Below are 15056 nucleotides of genomic sequence, written 5' to 3'. Positions count from 1 at the left end.
CTATGCGAGACCTGTAGGAGCGAGGCTTGCCCGCGAAGCTTTTAGTTCGGCCCCGGATCCGCCACCAGTCGCCCGGCATCCTTGGTCAACGACTTGAGGAATTCGGTCTGCAACTCAGGATCGTTACGCGTCAGCTCAATCAAACTCTGTTCAAGCTCGCTGGCTTCTTCTTCCAGACCCAGCTCCGACAGACGCTTGACCCGGTGAACCCACTGGCTCACTTCGTCGTCTTCAAGGTCGTCGTAAATCAGCCCGTGGGCTTCGAGCAATTTGCCGCGCAACGAGCTGCTGATCGCCAGGGACGAGTCCGTGTGTACATCGTCCTGACCATCTTCGACCTTGATCAGCAGGCGACTCAGGTGATTGATGTCATGTTCAGCGAACGGACTGTCGAGCAGGTTCAGGCGCAACACACCGTTTTTGTCGGTGCTCAGCTCGAAGGTTTCCTTGCCCGCCTTGACCTCCACCGGACGCTCGCTCCAGGGCAGGCTCGAGTATTCGGTGCGCTTGTCGAGCTGGACTTCGTCGATGCCGGCGAGGTTCTGCTGTGCACGACCGTGGGACGGCGCGTTCATGAACGGGTTGAGCCCGGCGAAACCGTAGCTGAACCAGTCCTTGGTCACGCTATCCGGCAGGTTGCCGAGGGCGAACACGTTGACCACATTCGCGCCGACACCGGCCACCACGGCCACCGCGCCCAGCGGGATCTCGTAGATCTCCCGCCAGGGTTGGTAAGGCGTGTAGCGATCGTAATGACGGGTGACTTCGAACTCGGTGACTTCGAAGGTCTTCTGCTCGTGGATCTTCACCCGACGTTGCGGCAGCTCAAGCACCTTGGGCTCACCGACATCGATCTGCAGGCTGTGATCGAGCAATTTGCGCTCGACACGAGCCTCGTGCTCGCTGCGTTGCGACATGTGATTGGCGCAGCCGCTGACCAGCAGGGTGCCGCACAGGGCGGCACCACCGAGGCCTAAGGTGTTTCGCTTGAACATGACTTCTCTATCTGGTGTCAGCGGCGGATACGGGCCTGGAGGAAGGACAGCACGCCAGCGACCGGCAGCGCTTGCGCCTCGGGCTCGGTGCGGCTCTTGTATTCCAGATTGCCTTCGGCGAGGCCGCGGTCACTGACCACGATCCGGTGAGGAATGCCGATCAGCTCCATGTCCGCGAACTTGATGCCCGGGCTGGTTTTCTTGTCGCGATCGTCCAGCAGCACTTCGAAGCCGGCCGCAGTCAACTCTGCGTACAGCTTGTCGGTCGCTTCGCGAACCTGTTCGGTTTCGTAGCGCAGCGGCACCAGTGCGATCTGGAATGGAGCCAGTGTGTCGCTCCAGATGATCCCGTTGGCGTCGTTGTTCTGCTCGATGGCCGCAGCCACCACGCGGGAAACGCCGATGCCGTAGCAACCCATTTCCAGGGTGACCGGCTTGCCGTTCTCGCCCAGCACTTCGCACTTCATCGCTTTGCTGTACTTGTTGCCCAGCTGGAAGATGTGCCCGACTTCGATGCCGCGCTTGATTTCCAGGGTGCCTTTGCCGTCCGGGCTCGGATCGCCGGCCACGACGTTACGCAGGTCGGCAACGGTCGGAACAGGCAGGTCACGCTCCCAGTTCACGCCGAAGTAGTGCTTGTCGTCGATGTTCGCACCGATACCGAAGTCGCTCATCAGCTCGACGGAACGGTCGATGATGATCGGCAGCGGCAGGTTCAGCGGGCCGAGGGAGCCGGCTCCGGCGCCAATGGCGTCGCGCAGTTCGCTTTCGGACGCCATGACCAGTGGGCTGGCAACGCCAGGCTGGTTGGCGGCCTTGATTTCGTTCAGCTCGTGGTCGCCACGGATGATCAGGGCAATCAGCTTGCCTTTCTCTTCAGCATGAACCACGAGGGTCTTGATGGTCTTCTCGATCGGCAGGTTGAAGCCTTCGACCAGTTGCGCGATGGTCTTGGCGTTCGGTGTGTCGATCAGGCGCAGCTCTTCGGCCGGTGCCGGACGGGAAGTTTCCCGTGGTACCGCTTCGGCTTTTTCGATGTTCGCGGCGTAGTCTGAACCGTTGCTGAAGACGATATCGTCTTCGCCGGATTCGGCCAGTACGTGGAACTCGTGGGAGCCGGCGCCGCCGATGGAGCCGTTATCGGCTTCGACAGGGCGGAACTTCAGGCCCAGGCGGGTGAACACGTTGCAGTACGCCTGGTGCATGCGGTCGTAGGTGACCTGCAGCGAAGGCTGGTCAGCGTGGAACGAGTAGGCGTCCTTCATGATGAATTCGCGGCCGCGCATCAAACCGAAGCGTGGGCGGATTTCGTCACGGAATTTGGTCTGGATCTGATACAGGTTGATCGGCAGCTGCTTATAGCTGCTCAACTCGTTGCGCATCAGGTCGGTGATCACTTCTTCGTGGGTCGGGCCGGCGCAGAAGTCGCGACCGTGGCGATCCTTGAAGCGCAGCAATTCAGGGCCGTATTCTTCCCAACGACCGGATTCCTGCCACAGCTCAGACGGTTGAGTACTCGGCATCAACACTTCAAGAGAGCCTGCGGCGTTCATTTCTTCACGAACGACGGCTTCGACCTTGCGCATCACTCGCAAGCCCATCGGCAGCCAGGTGTACAGGCCCGAGGCGAGTTTGCGGATCATGCCGGCGCGCAGCATCAACTGATGGCTGATGACGACCGCGTCGGAAGGCGTTTCTTTCTGTGTGGCGAGCAAAAATTGACTGGTGCGCATGGTTGGCCGTTGTCGGTTGCTGATGACGAGAAATGACGGAGCATTGTACGGGCGAGATCTGCTGGCGTACAGGCGCGCGGTCGGTGGTGTGGCAGGAGGGCGGGAATCTCCACGCCCTTTGCGATGCTTCCTACGATTCTTCCACGACCTGGGTCGGAACCGGTTCAGGCTTTGGCGTCGGGCCTTCGCGGCGGCTCTCCTGGAACCAGTGCAAGGCGATCAACACCAGCGTCGGAACGCCCAGCAACGCGGTGATCAGGAAGAAATTATGGTAGCCGAATTTTTCCACCATGACCCCGGAATAGCCACCGATCAGGCGCGGCAGCAGGAGCATGATCGAGCTGAGCAGGGCGTATTGGGTGGCGGAGAACTTGAGGTTGGTCAGGCTCGACAGGTAGGCGACGAACGCCGAGGTCGCCAGGCCCGAGCTGAAGTTGTCCAGGGAAATGGTCAGGATCAGCATGTTCAGGTTGGCGCCCATGTCGGCGAGCATCAGGAACAGCAAATTGGTGCCCGCTGACGCCACGCCGCCGATGAACAGGATCGGCAGGATGCCGAAACGCACGATCAGCAGGCCGCCCATGCCGGCGCCGACCAGCGTCATGATCAGGCCGAAGATTTTGCTGACGCTGGCAATCTGATCCTTGGTGAAGCCCTGGTCGATATAGAACACGTTGGCCATCACGCCCATCACCGTATCCGACATCCGATACGTGGCGATCAGCCCGAGCAGCAGCAGCGCTTGCCAGCGGTAACGCAGAATGAAGTCGTTGACCGGTGTCAGCACCGGCGCCAGGCCACGACGGCCTATGGCCGACAGGCACAGCGCGGTGAGCGAGGTGTAGAGGATCGCCCGCAGGAAGGCGCGGTCTTCTAGCAGCAGATCGAGCAGGCTGACGCCGTCAAACAGCACGCTGGCGAAGTCGGTGTTGTAGAGCTGGGTGAACATGGCCGGCACGGACACCAGCAGCACGATCAGCACGAACACCGAGGCCAGTTGATGCACAAAGCTGTAGCGCCCGGCCTGCAGTTGCGTGCGCAACGGAACCGGCGGTTCGCGCATGAAGAAAGAGGTCAGTAACGCCGGAACCATCAGGGCGCCGAACAGCAGATAAGTGCCGGCCCATGCCGAATGCTTGTAGTTGAAACCGGTGGAGCCAAAACCTTCGGCGAAGAACAGGGCGCCGGCAGTGGCCAGCAGTGCCGCGATCCGATAGCCGGACATGTAGCTGGCGGCCAGGGCAGCCTGGCGGCTGTCTTCGGCGATTTCCAGGCGATAGGCGTCGACCGCGATGTCTTGCGTCGCCGAGGCGAAGGCCACGACTACGGCGATGGCGATCAGCCAGGACAGGTGTTTTTGCGGGTCGCAGAAACCCATCCCGATCAAGCCGAGGATTACCAGTGCCTGGGAAAGTACCAACCACGAGCGACGGCGACCGAGCTTGCCGAGAAATGGTAGGCGCCATTGGTCCAGCAACGGTGACCAGACCCATTTAAAGGCGTAGGCCAGACCGATCAGGCTTGCATAGCCGATAGTTTCGCGAGCCACACCGGCTTCACGCAACCAGACGGACAGTGTCGAAAACACCAGCATGTAGGGCAGGCCGGCGGCGAAACCAAGCAACAACAGCACAAGTGTCGATGGGCTGGCATAGGCGGCGAGCGCGGCGCGCCAGGTTTTACGGGGCATGGGCTGAAGTCTGCCTCAAGATTACGGAAACAAAGCGCGCACTCTAACCGCTGTGCTCTACCGGGCGCCAGCCATGGCGCTGAATATCAACACGATTGTTCAGGACACTGATGCCTTCAGAGCGCAATCGTGCGCGTTGCTCGTCCCCTGAAGGACTGCCCACGGGCAGGCTGATCCGACCGCCGGCGCCGAGCACCCGGTGCCAGGGCAGTTTGGTGTCGCCGGGCAACTGGCTGAGTGTACGCCCGACCCAGCGCGCGGCGCGCCCCAGTCCTGCGAGTTCGGCAAGTTGACCATAACTCACGACTTTGCCCTCGGGCACCTGCGCCAAAGTCAGATAGAGCGCCGTGCGTCGGATTTGCGCAGGGCTTTCGGTTTCTGCATCGGCGTCGGTCACATCCGGGATCCTGTAGGAGCGAGCCAGCTCGCGATGGTCGTTAACGATAACGCGAGCTGTCTGGGAAAACGCGTCGATCTTGAGTTTATCGCGAGCAGGCTCGCACCTACAGTGGGTTACCGTCTGTAGGGTAATTCCTCGATCAATGACTGAGAAGTGAACTCAGTAGAGATGGCCGGGTCAGTCCTTGTTAGGGCCTTATTCCTATGGATAATGCCGACTTTTTTCGCAAACTTGAGCCTGTCTTTGCTTATGGTGTCCAGAACCCTGTTGTGCCTCGCTGTCCTGAGTGCTTCCACGCCCTTGCTCGCCGACACCGTGTGGTTAAAGAACGGTGACAAGCTGAGTGGCAAGATCACTCTGTTCGACGGCGGCAAACTGGTGATCCAGACCGAATACGCCGGTTCGGTTCCGATCGACTGGAAGCAGGTCAAAACCCTGGAGAGCGATCAGGAGTTGCTGGTCAAGCAGGATGCCTACAGCGGTGAGAAGGCCAAGTCGCTGCACGCGGCAGACGACGGCAAGGTGACGCTGGAAAACGGCGAGGCACCGAAGACCGTCGAGCTGGCGAGTATCCAGCAGATTCTCAAGCCCAAGCCGGTGGTCGAAGATCTGGTCTGGAAAGGCAATATCGATGCGGCGCTGGATTACCAGCGGGCGGAAAAGGACACCGACGACTACGATGTCGACTTCAAGACCACTGCCCGCCATGGCAGATGGCGGCATATCGCCGAAGGCGAGTACAACCGTGAATTCCAGGATGACGTGGTCACCACTGATAACTGGCGGGGCGAGTACTCGCTCGACCGCTTCCTGACCGAGAAATGGTTCTGGCAGGGCCGCGCGGTTTATAAGCGCGACAAGGTTGAAGAACTCTCCCGTCAGCGCACCGTCGGTACCGGTCCGGGTTACCAGTTCTGGGATGACGAGCTAGGCGCATTCTCGCTGGGTTCGCTGTTCAACCACACGGACTACCAGTTCTCCGACGGCAGCAAGGACAACTTCTATTCCCTGGCGATGAAGTGGGATTACAACCGCTACCTGGTCGGCAAGAGGGTGGAGTTCTTCACCAATGGCGAAGTGGGCAAGCCGTTGTCGGGTGTGGCGGATTATGCGCTCGATGCCGAAATGGGCTTGCGCTACAAAGTGACCGAGTGGGCGTCGCTTAACCTGAAGGCCGAGCGAGACATCATCAGCGGTACAGACGATGCCGATCTGGACAAGACCCGCTACACCGCAGGCTTTGGTGTGGCCTGGTAAATCCATTCGCGGGCAAGTCGGATCGCCGCACCGCTCGCTCCTACAGGTCCTAGTGATCTGTAGGAGCGAGCGGTGCGGCGATCCGACTTGCCCGCGAAGGCGTCAGTACTGTCCATAGTATTTGGATCTCTACAAAACACCCGCCCACAAAAAAGCCCCGCTTTTAAGGGCGGGGCTTTTTACTAAAGCAAGTACAAGTTAGATAACTTGAACTTCTTCAGCTTGCATGCCTTTCTGACCGCGGGTAGCGATGAAAGAAACCTGTTGGCCTTCTTTCAGGCTTTTGAAGCCGTCGGATTGGATAGCTTTGAAGTGAACGAACAGGTCGTCACCGGATTGTGGAGTGATGAAGCCGAAGCCTTTTTCATCGTTGAACCACTTAACGGTACCAGTTTGGCGATTAGACATGGTGTAACTCCTTGAACAAAGATAACTGCGACTCAGGAAGAACCCTGGCCGAGACTGAGTGCAAAGAGCAGGAAAAATTCTTGTAGATGGTTGGATCGAAATTCAACATATCGTGTAGAGATTCTCAGTGACACAAGCAGCACAGTGGCGCCACCTTAACCCTTTTTCCGGAACGTGCCAATGCTTCCTGCGAAGGTTTCTCTGTTTTCGTGACTGACGGTGCATTGTATTGCCGTCGAGGTCCGGAATTTAAGGGGGATCGCCAAGAATTGTGCCCCGGACTTTGAACCGGCGGCGCGCCCCGGTAAGATGCCGGACAGATTTATTCCACCTCGCTATTCAGGACACCCGCCATGAGCATCAAATCGGACAAGTGGATTCGCCGCATGGCGCAAGAGCAGGGCATGATCGAACCGTTCGTCGAGCGCCAGGTGCGCGGCAGCGACGACAGCCGAGTGATCTCCTACGGCGTGTCGAGTTACGGCTACGACGTTCGCTGCACTAATCACTTCAAAGTGTTCACCAACATCAATTCGGCCATCGTCGACCCGAAAAACTTCGATGCCGGCAGCTTCGTCGATATCCACAGCGACGTCTGCATCATCCCGCCGAACTCCTTCGCCCTGGCCAGCACCGTCGAATACTTCCGTATTCCGCGCAACGTATTGACCATTTGCCTGGGCAAAAGCACCTACGCCCGCTGCGGCATCATCGTCAACGTCACCCCGCTTGAGCCTGAGTGGGAGGGTCACGTGACCCTGGAATTCTCGAACACCACCAACCTGCCGGCGAAGATCTACGCCAACGAAGGCGTGGCGCAGATGCTGTTCCTTGAATCCGACGAAGAGTGCGAAGTGTCCTACAAGGACCGTGGCGGCAAGTATCAGGGCCAACGCGGCGTGACGCTGCCACGCACCTGAGTCAACCGTCTGACAAACCGTGGGAATTCCTGGGCGAGCGTACACTCTATGGGGTGTACTGCACCGATCCGCGCAAGGCGGATCGGGCCATCGCTCAGGAGTGCTATATGAAGATCGACCCGCGTATAAGTGCCGAACTGGCAAGGCTTGAGCCCAATCAGGTTGGCGTTTTGGCCTGGTCGTTGCTGGCACATCCGCCCATCAGCATGGCGGGGGGCATCCCCGGCCAGCCTGATCCCGATACCCCCAACGAACAACCCTCCGAACCCGGTGAGCCAACCCTGCCGGATGAGCCGCCTCCCGCGCCGGTTGTGTGATCAACCACGGAAACGAATGGCCGCATTTGTAGGAGCGAAGCTTGCTCGCGAAGACAGTGGGTCAGCCGACATCTTTCTCTCCTGACCCACCGCTTTCGCGAGCAAGCTTCGCTCCTGCAAGGGCTGCGTGTTACTTGAGGTTGCCGCTGAGGAACTGCTTCAACCGCTCGCTCTTCGGATTACCCAGCACGTCTTCCGGCGCGCCTTCTTCCTCGACCAGGCCCTGGTGCAGAAACAGCACCTGACTCGACACTTTGCGGGCGAAGCTCATTTCGTGGGTCACCATGATCATGGTCCGGCCTTCTTCGGCGAGGCCCTGGATCACTCGGAGCACCTCACCCACCAGCTCCGGGTCGAGCGCCGAGGTCGGTTCGTCGAACAGCATGACTTCCGGCTCCATGGCCAGTGCGCGGGCAATGGCGACCCGCTGCTGCTGGCCCCCGGAAAGAAACGCCGGGTACTGGTCCGCCACGCGTGCGGCCAGGCCAACCTTGTCGAGGTAACGACGTGCGCGGTCCTCGGCTTCCTGCTTGCTGCAACCCAGCACCCGGCGCGGAGCCATGGTGATGTTTTCCAGCACGGTCATGTGGCTCCACAGGTTGAAATGCTGGAACACCATGGCCAGGCGGGTGCGGATCCGTTGCAGTTCATCGGCGTCGGCCACGTGCATGCCGTGGCGATCCTTGATCATGCGGATGTTCTGGCCGTCCAGGCTCATGGCGCCGTCGTTGGGCTGTTCGAGAAAGTTAATGCAGCGAAGGAAGGTACTTTTGCCCGAGCCGCTGGCGCCGATCAGGCTGATGACGTCGCCGGTGTTGGCCTTGAGTGAAACGCCTTTGAGCACATGATGATCGCCATAGCTTTTATGCAGGCCTTCGATGGTCAGTTTGTACATGGGGCATGCATCCTCAAGGCGAAAGTAGGTAGCCGCTGCGATAGGCTTCGGTGCCCGCGACGTGGGCGATCACCATGCCGGCAGTGGCCATGCGCCGCAGCGAGCGGGCGTACATCAGCCCGGCGACAGTGCAGTGAACGGGAGTGACGAGATCGTTGATCGGGTCGACGATTTCGGCGATCAGTTGCCCGGCCTCCAGGTATTCCCCCGGCAGCGCGGTGAACACCAGCAAACCGCCCACGGGCGTGGCCACCGGTTCGACGGCCGCCAGCGGCGTGGCGGGATACGGCAGTTCCGGCAGTGGCGCCGGTTCGCCGGCAATCGCGCCGAAGTGAATCAGGTAATCGATCAACGCCTGGGAGTCGAGGCTGGCCAACGGGTGATTGACGTCGCCCTGGCCACGCAATTCGACGGTGACCGAGAAACTGCCGAGCGGAATGTCGAAGTGTTCGCCGAAGCGCTCTTTCAACTGCCACCAGAGCAAGGTGAAACATTCGTCGAACGACTGACCGCCGGAATCGGTGGCCAGCAGACTCGCTTCGGCACCGATGTAGCGGGCCAGCGGCTCGACCTGTGGCCAGGCCTCGGGCGTGGTGTAGAGGTGCGCGACCGCTTCGAAGTCGCAATGCAGGTCCAGCACCATGTCCGCGTCACAGGCCAGTCGTTGCAGGACCAGGCGCTGGGATTGCAGTTGAGTGCTGGCAGTCTGTCGCGCCAGAGCCTGGCGCAGGCTGGTGCGAATCAGTTCGAGGTTGCGCTGCGGATCGTCGCCGAGCTGGCCTTCGATCTCATTGCCGACTTCCTCGCTCAGGTCGACGAACCAGCGGTTGAAGTTCTGCCCGCTTTCGAGCTCGTAGCGGCCCAGCGGTACATCCATCAGCACTTGTTCGAGGCCGACCGGGTTGGCAATCGGCACCAGCACGATTTCGCTGCGCAGGTGGCCGGCAGCTTCCAGCTCGGCCAGGCGCTGTTTGAGGTGCCAGGCGACCAGCATGCCGGGCATTTCATCGGCGTGCAGGGACGCCTGGATGTAGATCTTGCCTTGGGCCGACGTCGGGCCGAAGTGGAAGCTGTGAATCTGTCGTGCGGTCCCCGGCAGCGGGGCCAGCAAGTCATGTATCTGGTGGCGCATGTGCGAAAAGTCCTAGTGGGTCGGCCCGAGGAAGGCCAGCCATCGGCGTTCGGCGAGGCGGAACAGGCCGACCAGCGCAAAGGTGACGGTCAGGTAGATCAGCGCGGCGATGCCGAACGACTGGAAGGTCAGGAAGGTCGCCGAGTTGGCGTCCCGCGCGACTTTCAGGATGTCCGGGATGGTCGCGGTGAACGCCACGGTGGTCGAGTGCAGCATCAGGATCACTTCGTTGCTGTAATAAGGCAGCGAGCGACGCAGGGCTGACGGCATGATCACGTAGGCATAGAGCTTCCAGCCGGTCAGGCCGTAGGCTTTGGCCGCTTCGACTTCACCGTGGGCCATGCTGCGAATCGCCCCGGCGAAAATCTCCGTGGTGTAGGCGCAGGTGTTCAGGGCGAAGGCGAGGATGGTGCAGTTCATCGCATCACGAAAGAACGCATCGAGTATCGGCTGGGCACGCACGGCGGCCAGGCTGTAGATGCCGGTGTAGCAAATCAGCAGCTGGATATACAGCGGCGTCCCGCGAAACAGGTAGGTGTAGAACTGCACCGGCCAGCGAATGTAGAAGTGTGGCGACACCCGGGCGATGGACAGCGGGATCGACACCAGGAAACCGATGAAGATCGACGCACTGAGCAGCCACAGGGTCATGGCCAGGCCGGTGATGTTGTAGCCGTCGGTGTAAAGGAAGGGTTTCCAGTATTCCTGCAGGAGTTCGATCATCGTACGGCCTCCCGGGAGCCAGCGGCGTAGCGGCGTTCAAGCCAGCGCAGGATGAAGTTGGAGGCGCTGGTGATCAGCAGGTAAATCAGCGCAGCCAGCACCAGGAAGTAAAACAGTTGATAGCTGCTTTTGCCGGCGTCCTGGGCAGCCTTGACCAGGTCGGCGAGGCCGATGATCGACACCAGGGCGGTGGCCTTGAGCATCACCATCCAGTTGTTACCGATACCCGGCAGGGCGAAACGCATCATCTGCGGGAACACCACGATCCAGAACCGCTGGCCACGTTTGAGGCCATAGGCGGTGGCCGCTTCGACCTGGCCCCGTGGTACCGCGAGAATCGCGCCACGAAAGGTTTCGGTGAAATACGCGCCATAAATGAAGCCCAGGGTGATGACCCCGGCGCTGAACGGGTTGATCTCGATGTATTCCCATTCCATGAGATCGGTGAACGACGTCAACCAGGTTTGCAGGCTGTAGAAAATCAGCAGCATCAGCACCAGGTCCGGCACGCCGCGAATCAGCGTGGTGTAGACCTGCGCCGGGACACGTACCAGTTTGACTTTTGACAGTTTGGCACTGGCGCCGAGCAGGCCGAGCAACACGGCCACCAGCAGCGACAACGCCGATAATTTGATGGTCATCCAGGTGCCTTCCATCAGCAACGGACCGAAGCCCTTGAGGCTGAAGGCAGAGAGCCCCAGATTTTGTAATAGGTTTTCGAACATAAATCAGCAACCTGATCGGATGAAAAAAGCGCCCATCGCGAGATGGGCGCCGGGCATTATTTGCCGCTGTACAGATTCAGATCGCCAAAGTGTTTCTTCTGAATGGTGGCGTAGGTGCCATCGTCGTGTAACGCTTTGATACCTTTATCCAAAAGTGCCTTGAGGTCTTTGTTACCTTTCGAGATACCGACAGCTGTTTTGGCTGGCAGCAATTCGCTGTCAACCGGCTTGCTGATTTCGAAACCCTCGCCTTGAGGCGACTTCAAAAAGCCCAGTTCGGCTTGCAGCATGTCCTGGATCGCGGCGTCGAGACGACCCGATTTCAGGTCCGAATACACCTGGTCCTGGTTCTGATAGGCCTGGGTTTTCACGCCAGCCTTGTCCAGCACGGCCTTGGCGTAGGCTTCCTGAATGGTGCCTTGCTCGTAGCCAACGGTCTTGCCCTTCAGGGACGCGGCGTCTTCGGTCAGGCCGGAACCTTTCTTGAACACATAAGCGGTTGGGCCGGAGAACAGCTCGCTCGAGAAGTCGATGACTTTTTCGCGGGCCGGGGTGACGGTCATCGAAGAGATCACACCGTCGAATTTGTTGGCCTTCAGGCCCGGAATCATGCCGTCGAAATCGCTTTCGACCCATTTGCACTTGACCTTCAGCTCGGCACAGATGGCATTGCCCAGATCGATATCAAAGCCCACCAGGCTACCGTCGGCCGCTTTCGACTCGAACGGTGCGTAGGATGGGTCAACGCCAAAACGCAGTTCTTTGTATTCCTTGGCCAGCGCGGAGCCGGCAGCCATGCACAACGCCAGTGCAGAAAGGGTCAGCAATGCTTTTTTCATTATTCAATCCCTAAGAACCAATATGAGCGCTTGTGGCGCAGAATTATTGTTACTGGAAAGCGTAAGACCTATTGAAAGTAGCAATTTCCGAACCAGAGTCCCGAACAAGCGTTTTAAAAGGTGATTCAAGAAATGGCTGGACGGGATTTATGCACGAAAACGGGCGCCGGGAAATAGCTGCACCGTCATTGAGCATGTAGTCGTGCTTTTGTAGGAGCCGGCTTGCTGGCGATCGGAGCGACGCGGTGATCCAGAATGACCGAGTTATCGTTTCCTACCGGGGATCGAGTCAACCCAACAAATTCTGCAGGGTGGCAAGATTGTCAGCCTCGTCAATGCTCTTGTCTTTGCGCCACCGAAGCATCCGCGGAAACCGCACCGCAATCCCGCTTTTGTGGCGCTTGGACAAAGCGATCCCCTCAAACCCCAATTCAAACACCAGGCTCGGTTTTACACTGCTCACCGGACCGAATGTCTCCACTGTAGTCTTGCGCACGATGCTGTCGACCTGGCGCATTTCCTCGTCGGTGAGCCCCGAATACGCCTTGGCGAATGGCACCAGCGTGCGCTCGCTGGCACCGGGCGGACTGTCCCACACCGCGAACGTGTAATCGCTGTACAGACTGGCCCGGCGACCATGGCCGCGTTGCGCGTAAATCAGCACGGCGTCGATGCTGAACGGGTCGACTTTCCACTTCCACCAGACGCCCATGTCCTTGGTCCGGCCGACGCCATACAGCGCATCCCGGGCCTTGAGCATCATGCCTTCGACGCCGAGGCTGCGGGAGGCTTCGCGTTGGCGGGCGAGGTCGAGCCAGTCTTTCCCGGTCAACACTGGGGAGGGCAGTAACACCGGGTTATTGCACTGGGTGATGACCTGCTCCAGTTGGGTGCGCCGCCGGGCTTGAGGCTGGTTGCGCCAGTCTGCGCCTTGCCATTCCAGCAAGTCGAAGGCCAGTACAACCACCGGCACTTCATCGAGGATTTTCTTGCCCAGGGTCTTGCGGCCGATCCGCTGTTGCAGTAGGGCGAACGGTTGCACCGCCGGTGGGTTCGGCGCCAGTGGATCGAAGGCATCTTCGGCGCTCGGTGGTGCGGTTTTCCACGCAACGATCTCACCGTCGATCACCGTGCCGTCCGGCAGGCCTTGAACCAGGCTGTCGAGCTCGGGAAAACGCTCGGTGACCAGTTCTTCGCCGCGCGACCAGATCCACAGTCGTCCATCGCGCTTGACCACTTGGGCGCGGATGCCGTCCCACTTCCATTCCACTTGCCAGTTGCTGACGGGGCCGAGCAGGGTTTCGAATTGCTCCACCGGTTGCGACAACGCGTGGGCGAGAAAAAACGGATAAGGCTGGCCGCCCCTTTGTGAGTGTTCATCGGCCGACTCGGCGGCGATCAGTTTCAGGTAGCTGGCCGCGCTGGGACGGTTGGACAGGTCGATGTAACCCACCAGTCGTTGGGCCACGCGTTTGCTGTCGAGCCGCGCCATCGCTGCCAGGGCCCGGGTCACCAGCAACTTGGAGACGCCGACGCGCAAACTGCCGGTGATCAGTTTGATGCAGAGCATCAGGCTGGGGCGGTCCAGTTGCGACCAGAGTTCGGGCAATCGCTGGGCGAGCACGTCGGGAGGTTCGCCGCGCAAGGGCAGCAGTTTGTCTTCGATCCACAGCGCCAAACCGTCGGTGGAACTGTGGGGCGCTTCGGGCAGCACCAGCGAGATGGTTTCCGCCAGATCGCCCACCGCCTGATAACTCTCTTCGAACAACCACGGCGACAGGCCGGAATACGCCACGGCGAGTTCACGCAGGATGCGCACCGGCACCAGTTGTCGAGGTCGCCCGCCGGACAAAAAGTACACCGCCCATGCGGCGTCTTCCGGGGCGGCCTGAGCGAAGTAGTGTTGCATCGCCGCCAGTTTGGCGTTGCTGGACGTTGTCGCGTCGAGCTCGGCGTACAACTGGGCAAAGGCCTTCACGGCAGCACCTCGGCGCTTTGCGGTTCGGTGTCGGTGATGTCTTCCTCGTCGTCGCCGTACTCAGTGGTGAATTCCTGGGCGTCGAGACCTTGCTCGCGCAAATGGCGCACCAGGACCGCGACCGAACCGTGGGTGACCATCACGCGCTCGGCGCCGGTCTGTTCGATTGCCCAGAGCAGGCCTGGCCAGTCGGCGTGGTCCGACAACACAAAACCGCGGTCCACTCCCCGTCGTCGACGCGTGCCGCGCAAGCGCATCCAGCCACTGGCGAAGCCATCGCTGTAATCGCCGAAGCGCCGCATCCAGGTGCTGCCGCCCGCCGAGGGCGGGGCCAGGACCAACGCCTTGCGCATCATCGGGTCGCTCTTTTTTACCTCGCCAGCGTGGATCGTTGGTGGCAGATAAACGCCGCTTTCTCGATACACTCGGTTGAGCGGCTCGACGGCGCCGTGCACCAGAATGGGGCCGAGGCGCGCGTCGATACCGTGGAGAATCCGCTGCGCCTTGCCGAAGGAGTAGCAGAACAGCACGCTGGTCTTGTCTTCGTCGGCATTGGCTTGCCACCACTGATTGATCTCGGCAAACACCTGCGCCTGAGGCGGCCAGCGATAGATCGGCAGGCCAAAGGTCGATTCGGTGATGAAGGTGTGGCAGCGCACGGGTTCGAACGGCGCACAGGTGCCGTCGGGTTCGATTTTGTAATCCCCGGAGGCGACCCAGACTTCTCCACCATATTCCAGGCGCACCTGCGCCGAACCGAGCACATGGCCGGCGGGGTGGAAACTCAGGGTAACGCCATGGTGTAGCAACCGTTCGCCATAGGCCAGGGTTTGCAGATTGATGTCCTGGCCCAGTCGCACGCGCAGGATGCCTTCGCCGGGCTCGGCCGCCAGATAATGCTGGTTGCCGCCTCGGGCATGATCGCCGTGCGCGTGGGTGATGACCGAACGTTCGACTGGCCGCCACGGGTCGATATAGAAATCCCCGGCCGGGCAGTACAAACCTTCGGGACGCGCGATAACAAGATCCATGTTGTTACCAAAA

General features: G+C 60.1%; 15 protein-coding genes. 3 read left to right on the top strand and 12 right to left on the bottom strand.

The annotated features are described in order from the left end of the window. Nucleotides 1–41: 41 nt before the first annotated feature. The 4 genes from ACYZUC_RS13945 to ACYZUC_RS13930 all read right to left on the bottom strand — a co-directional run bounded on the left by ACYZUC_RS13945 (nucleotide 42) and on the right by ACYZUC_RS13930 (nucleotide 4815). Nucleotides 42–995, bottom strand: coding sequence for a hypothetical protein (locus ACYZUC_RS13945; RefSeq protein WP_461996371.1), 954 nt, complete (start codon nucleotides 993–995; stop codon nucleotides 42–44). 17 nt (nucleotides 996–1012) lie between these two features. Then, nucleotides 1013–2728 (bottom strand): proline--tRNA ligase, encoded by a 1716-nt coding sequence (locus tag ACYZUC_RS13940; RefSeq protein WP_461996369.1) that lies wholly within the window; start codon nucleotides 2726–2728, stop codon nucleotides 1013–1015. Between the two features lie 130 nt (nucleotides 2729–2858). Continuing rightward, nucleotides 2859–4418 carry an AmpG family muropeptide MFS transporter gene (locus tag ACYZUC_RS13935; RefSeq protein WP_461996368.1) on the bottom strand — a complete coding sequence of 520 codons (1560 nt, stop codon included), beginning with the start codon at nucleotides 4416–4418 and terminating at the stop codon, nucleotides 2859–2861. Nucleotides 4419–4461: 43 nt separating this feature from the next. Continuing rightward, nucleotides 4462–4815 (bottom strand): MGMT family protein, encoded by a 354-nt coding sequence (locus tag ACYZUC_RS13930; RefSeq protein ID WP_008039267.1) that lies wholly within the window; start codon nucleotides 4813–4815, stop codon nucleotides 4462–4464. 252 nt (nucleotides 4816–5067) lie between these two features. On the opposite strand from ACYZUC_RS13930, the gene ACYZUC_RS13925 reads away from it, so the two are divergent. Then, complete coding sequence (locus ACYZUC_RS13925) at nucleotides 5068–6075, top strand: DUF481 domain-containing protein (protein WP_461996366.1); 1008 nt, start codon at nucleotides 5068–5070, stop codon at nucleotides 6073–6075. Nucleotides 6076–6273: 198 nt separating this feature from the next. On the opposite strand, the gene ACYZUC_RS13920 is transcribed toward ACYZUC_RS13925, so the two are convergent. After that, nucleotides 6274–6483 carry a cold-shock protein gene (locus ACYZUC_RS13920; RefSeq protein ID WP_002554837.1) on the bottom strand — a complete coding sequence of 70 codons (210 nt, stop codon included), beginning with the start codon at nucleotides 6481–6483 and terminating at the stop codon, nucleotides 6274–6276. 353 nt (nucleotides 6484–6836) lie between these two features. Between ACYZUC_RS13920 and dcd the strand changes: the two genes are divergently transcribed. Further along, nucleotides 6837–7403, top strand: coding sequence for a dCTP deaminase (gene dcd / locus ACYZUC_RS13915; RefSeq protein WP_008030058.1), 567 nt, complete (start codon nucleotides 6837–6839; stop codon nucleotides 7401–7403). Between the two features lie 107 nt (nucleotides 7404–7510). After that, complete coding sequence (locus tag ACYZUC_RS13910; protein ID WP_008030060.1) at nucleotides 7511–7720, top strand: hypothetical protein; 210 nt, start codon at nucleotides 7511–7513, stop codon at nucleotides 7718–7720. Nucleotides 7721–7850: 130 nt separating this feature from the next. Here ACYZUC_RS13910 and ACYZUC_RS13905 read toward each other — a convergent pair whose 3' ends face one another. From ACYZUC_RS13905 to ACYZUC_RS13875, 7 genes are all read right to left on the bottom strand, one after another. Next, a complete protein-coding gene (locus tag ACYZUC_RS13905; protein ID WP_008030062.1) occupies nucleotides 7851–8615 on the bottom strand; it encodes an ABC transporter ATP-binding protein in 765 nt (254 codons plus the stop codon). Nucleotides 8616–8628: 13 nt separating this feature from the next. Beyond that, nucleotides 8629–9747: a succinylglutamate desuccinylase/aspartoacylase family protein gene (locus ACYZUC_RS13900; RefSeq protein ID WP_461996363.1), complete on the bottom strand. Its 1119-nt coding sequence runs from the start codon at nucleotides 9745–9747 to the stop codon at nucleotides 8629–8631. Nucleotides 9748–9759: 12 nt separating this feature from the next. Further along, on the bottom strand, nucleotides 9760–10470 hold the full coding sequence (locus tag ACYZUC_RS13895) for an ABC transporter permease (protein WP_461996361.1): 711 nt from the start codon (nucleotides 10468–10470) through the stop codon (nucleotides 9760–9762). After that, nucleotides 10467–11195 (bottom strand): ABC transporter permease, encoded by a 729-nt coding sequence (locus ACYZUC_RS13890; RefSeq protein ID WP_461996359.1) that lies wholly within the window; start codon nucleotides 11193–11195, stop codon nucleotides 10467–10469. The genes ACYZUC_RS13895 and ACYZUC_RS13890 overlap by 4 nt, the downstream gene beginning before the upstream one ends. Before the next feature lie 56 nt (nucleotides 11196–11251). Continuing rightward, a complete protein-coding gene (locus tag ACYZUC_RS13885; RefSeq protein ID WP_407012169.1) occupies nucleotides 11252–12034 on the bottom strand; it encodes a transporter substrate-binding domain-containing protein in 783 nt (260 codons plus the stop codon). A gap of 289 nt (nucleotides 12035–12323) precedes the next feature. Continuing rightward, nucleotides 12324–14012 carry an ATP-dependent DNA ligase gene (locus ACYZUC_RS13880; protein ID WP_461996357.1) on the bottom strand — a complete coding sequence of 563 codons (1689 nt, stop codon included), beginning with the start codon at nucleotides 14010–14012 and terminating at the stop codon, nucleotides 12324–12326. Next, nucleotides 14009–15043 carry a ligase-associated DNA damage response exonuclease gene (locus tag ACYZUC_RS13875; RefSeq protein ID WP_461996356.1) on the bottom strand — a complete coding sequence of 345 codons (1035 nt, stop codon included), beginning with the start codon at nucleotides 15041–15043 and terminating at the stop codon, nucleotides 14009–14011. The genes ACYZUC_RS13880 and ACYZUC_RS13875 overlap by 4 nt, the downstream gene beginning before the upstream one ends. Nucleotides 15044–15056: the final 13 nt, after the last annotated feature.

The organism is Pseudomonas sp. GT1P32, assembly GCF_054897805.1.
This window is presented reverse-complemented; position numbering and strand designations above follow the sequence as displayed.

What these genes read in the sequence shown, in the direction of transcription:
- ACYZUC_RS13900 (WP_461996363.1), bottom strand. Translation starts at nt 9,747, where the DNA reads ATGCGCCACCAGATACATGACTTGCTGGCCCCGCTGCCGGGGACCGCA.
- ACYZUC_RS13935 (WP_461996368.1), bottom strand. Translation starts at nt 4,418, where the DNA reads ATGCCCCGTAAAACCTGGCGCGCCGCGCTCGCCGCCTATGCCAGCCCA.
- ACYZUC_RS13940 (WP_461996369.1), bottom strand. Translation starts at nt 2,728, where the DNA reads ATGCGCACCAGTCAATTTTTGCTCGCCACACAGAAAGAAACGCCTTCC.
- dcd (WP_008030058.1), top strand. Translation starts at nt 6,837, where the DNA reads ATGAGCATCAAATCGGACAAGTGGATTCGCCGCATGGCGCAAGAGCAG.
- ACYZUC_RS13890 (WP_461996359.1), bottom strand. Translation starts at nt 11,195, where the DNA reads ATGTTCGAAAACCTATTACAAAATCTGGGGCTCTCTGCCTTCAGCCTC.
- ACYZUC_RS13885 (WP_407012169.1), bottom strand. Translation starts at nt 12,034, where the DNA reads ATGAAAAAAGCATTGCTGACCCTTTCTGCACTGGCGTTGTGCATGGCT.
- ACYZUC_RS13910 (WP_008030060.1), top strand. Translation starts at nt 7,511, where the DNA reads ATGAAGATCGACCCGCGTATAAGTGCCGAACTGGCAAGGCTTGAGCCC.
- ACYZUC_RS13875 (WP_461996356.1), bottom strand. Translation starts at nt 15,043, where the DNA reads ATGGATCTTGTTATCGCGCGTCCCGAAGGTTTGTACTGCCCGGCCGGG.
- ACYZUC_RS13945 (WP_461996371.1), bottom strand. Translation starts at nt 995, where the DNA reads ATGTTCAAGCGAAACACCTTAGGCCTCGGTGGTGCCGCCCTGTGCGGC.
- ACYZUC_RS13920 (WP_002554837.1), bottom strand. Translation starts at nt 6,483, where the DNA reads ATGTCTAATCGCCAAACTGGTACCGTTAAGTGGTTCAACGATGAAAAA.
- ACYZUC_RS13905 (WP_008030062.1), bottom strand. Translation starts at nt 8,615, where the DNA reads ATGTACAAACTGACCATCGAAGGCCTGCATAAAAGCTATGGCGATCAT.
- ACYZUC_RS13895 (WP_461996361.1), bottom strand. Translation starts at nt 10,470, where the DNA reads ATGATCGAACTCCTGCAGGAATACTGGAAACCCTTCCTTTACACCGAC.
- ACYZUC_RS13925 (WP_461996366.1), top strand. Translation starts at nt 5,068, where the DNA reads ATGGTGTCCAGAACCCTGTTGTGCCTCGCTGTCCTGAGTGCTTCCACG.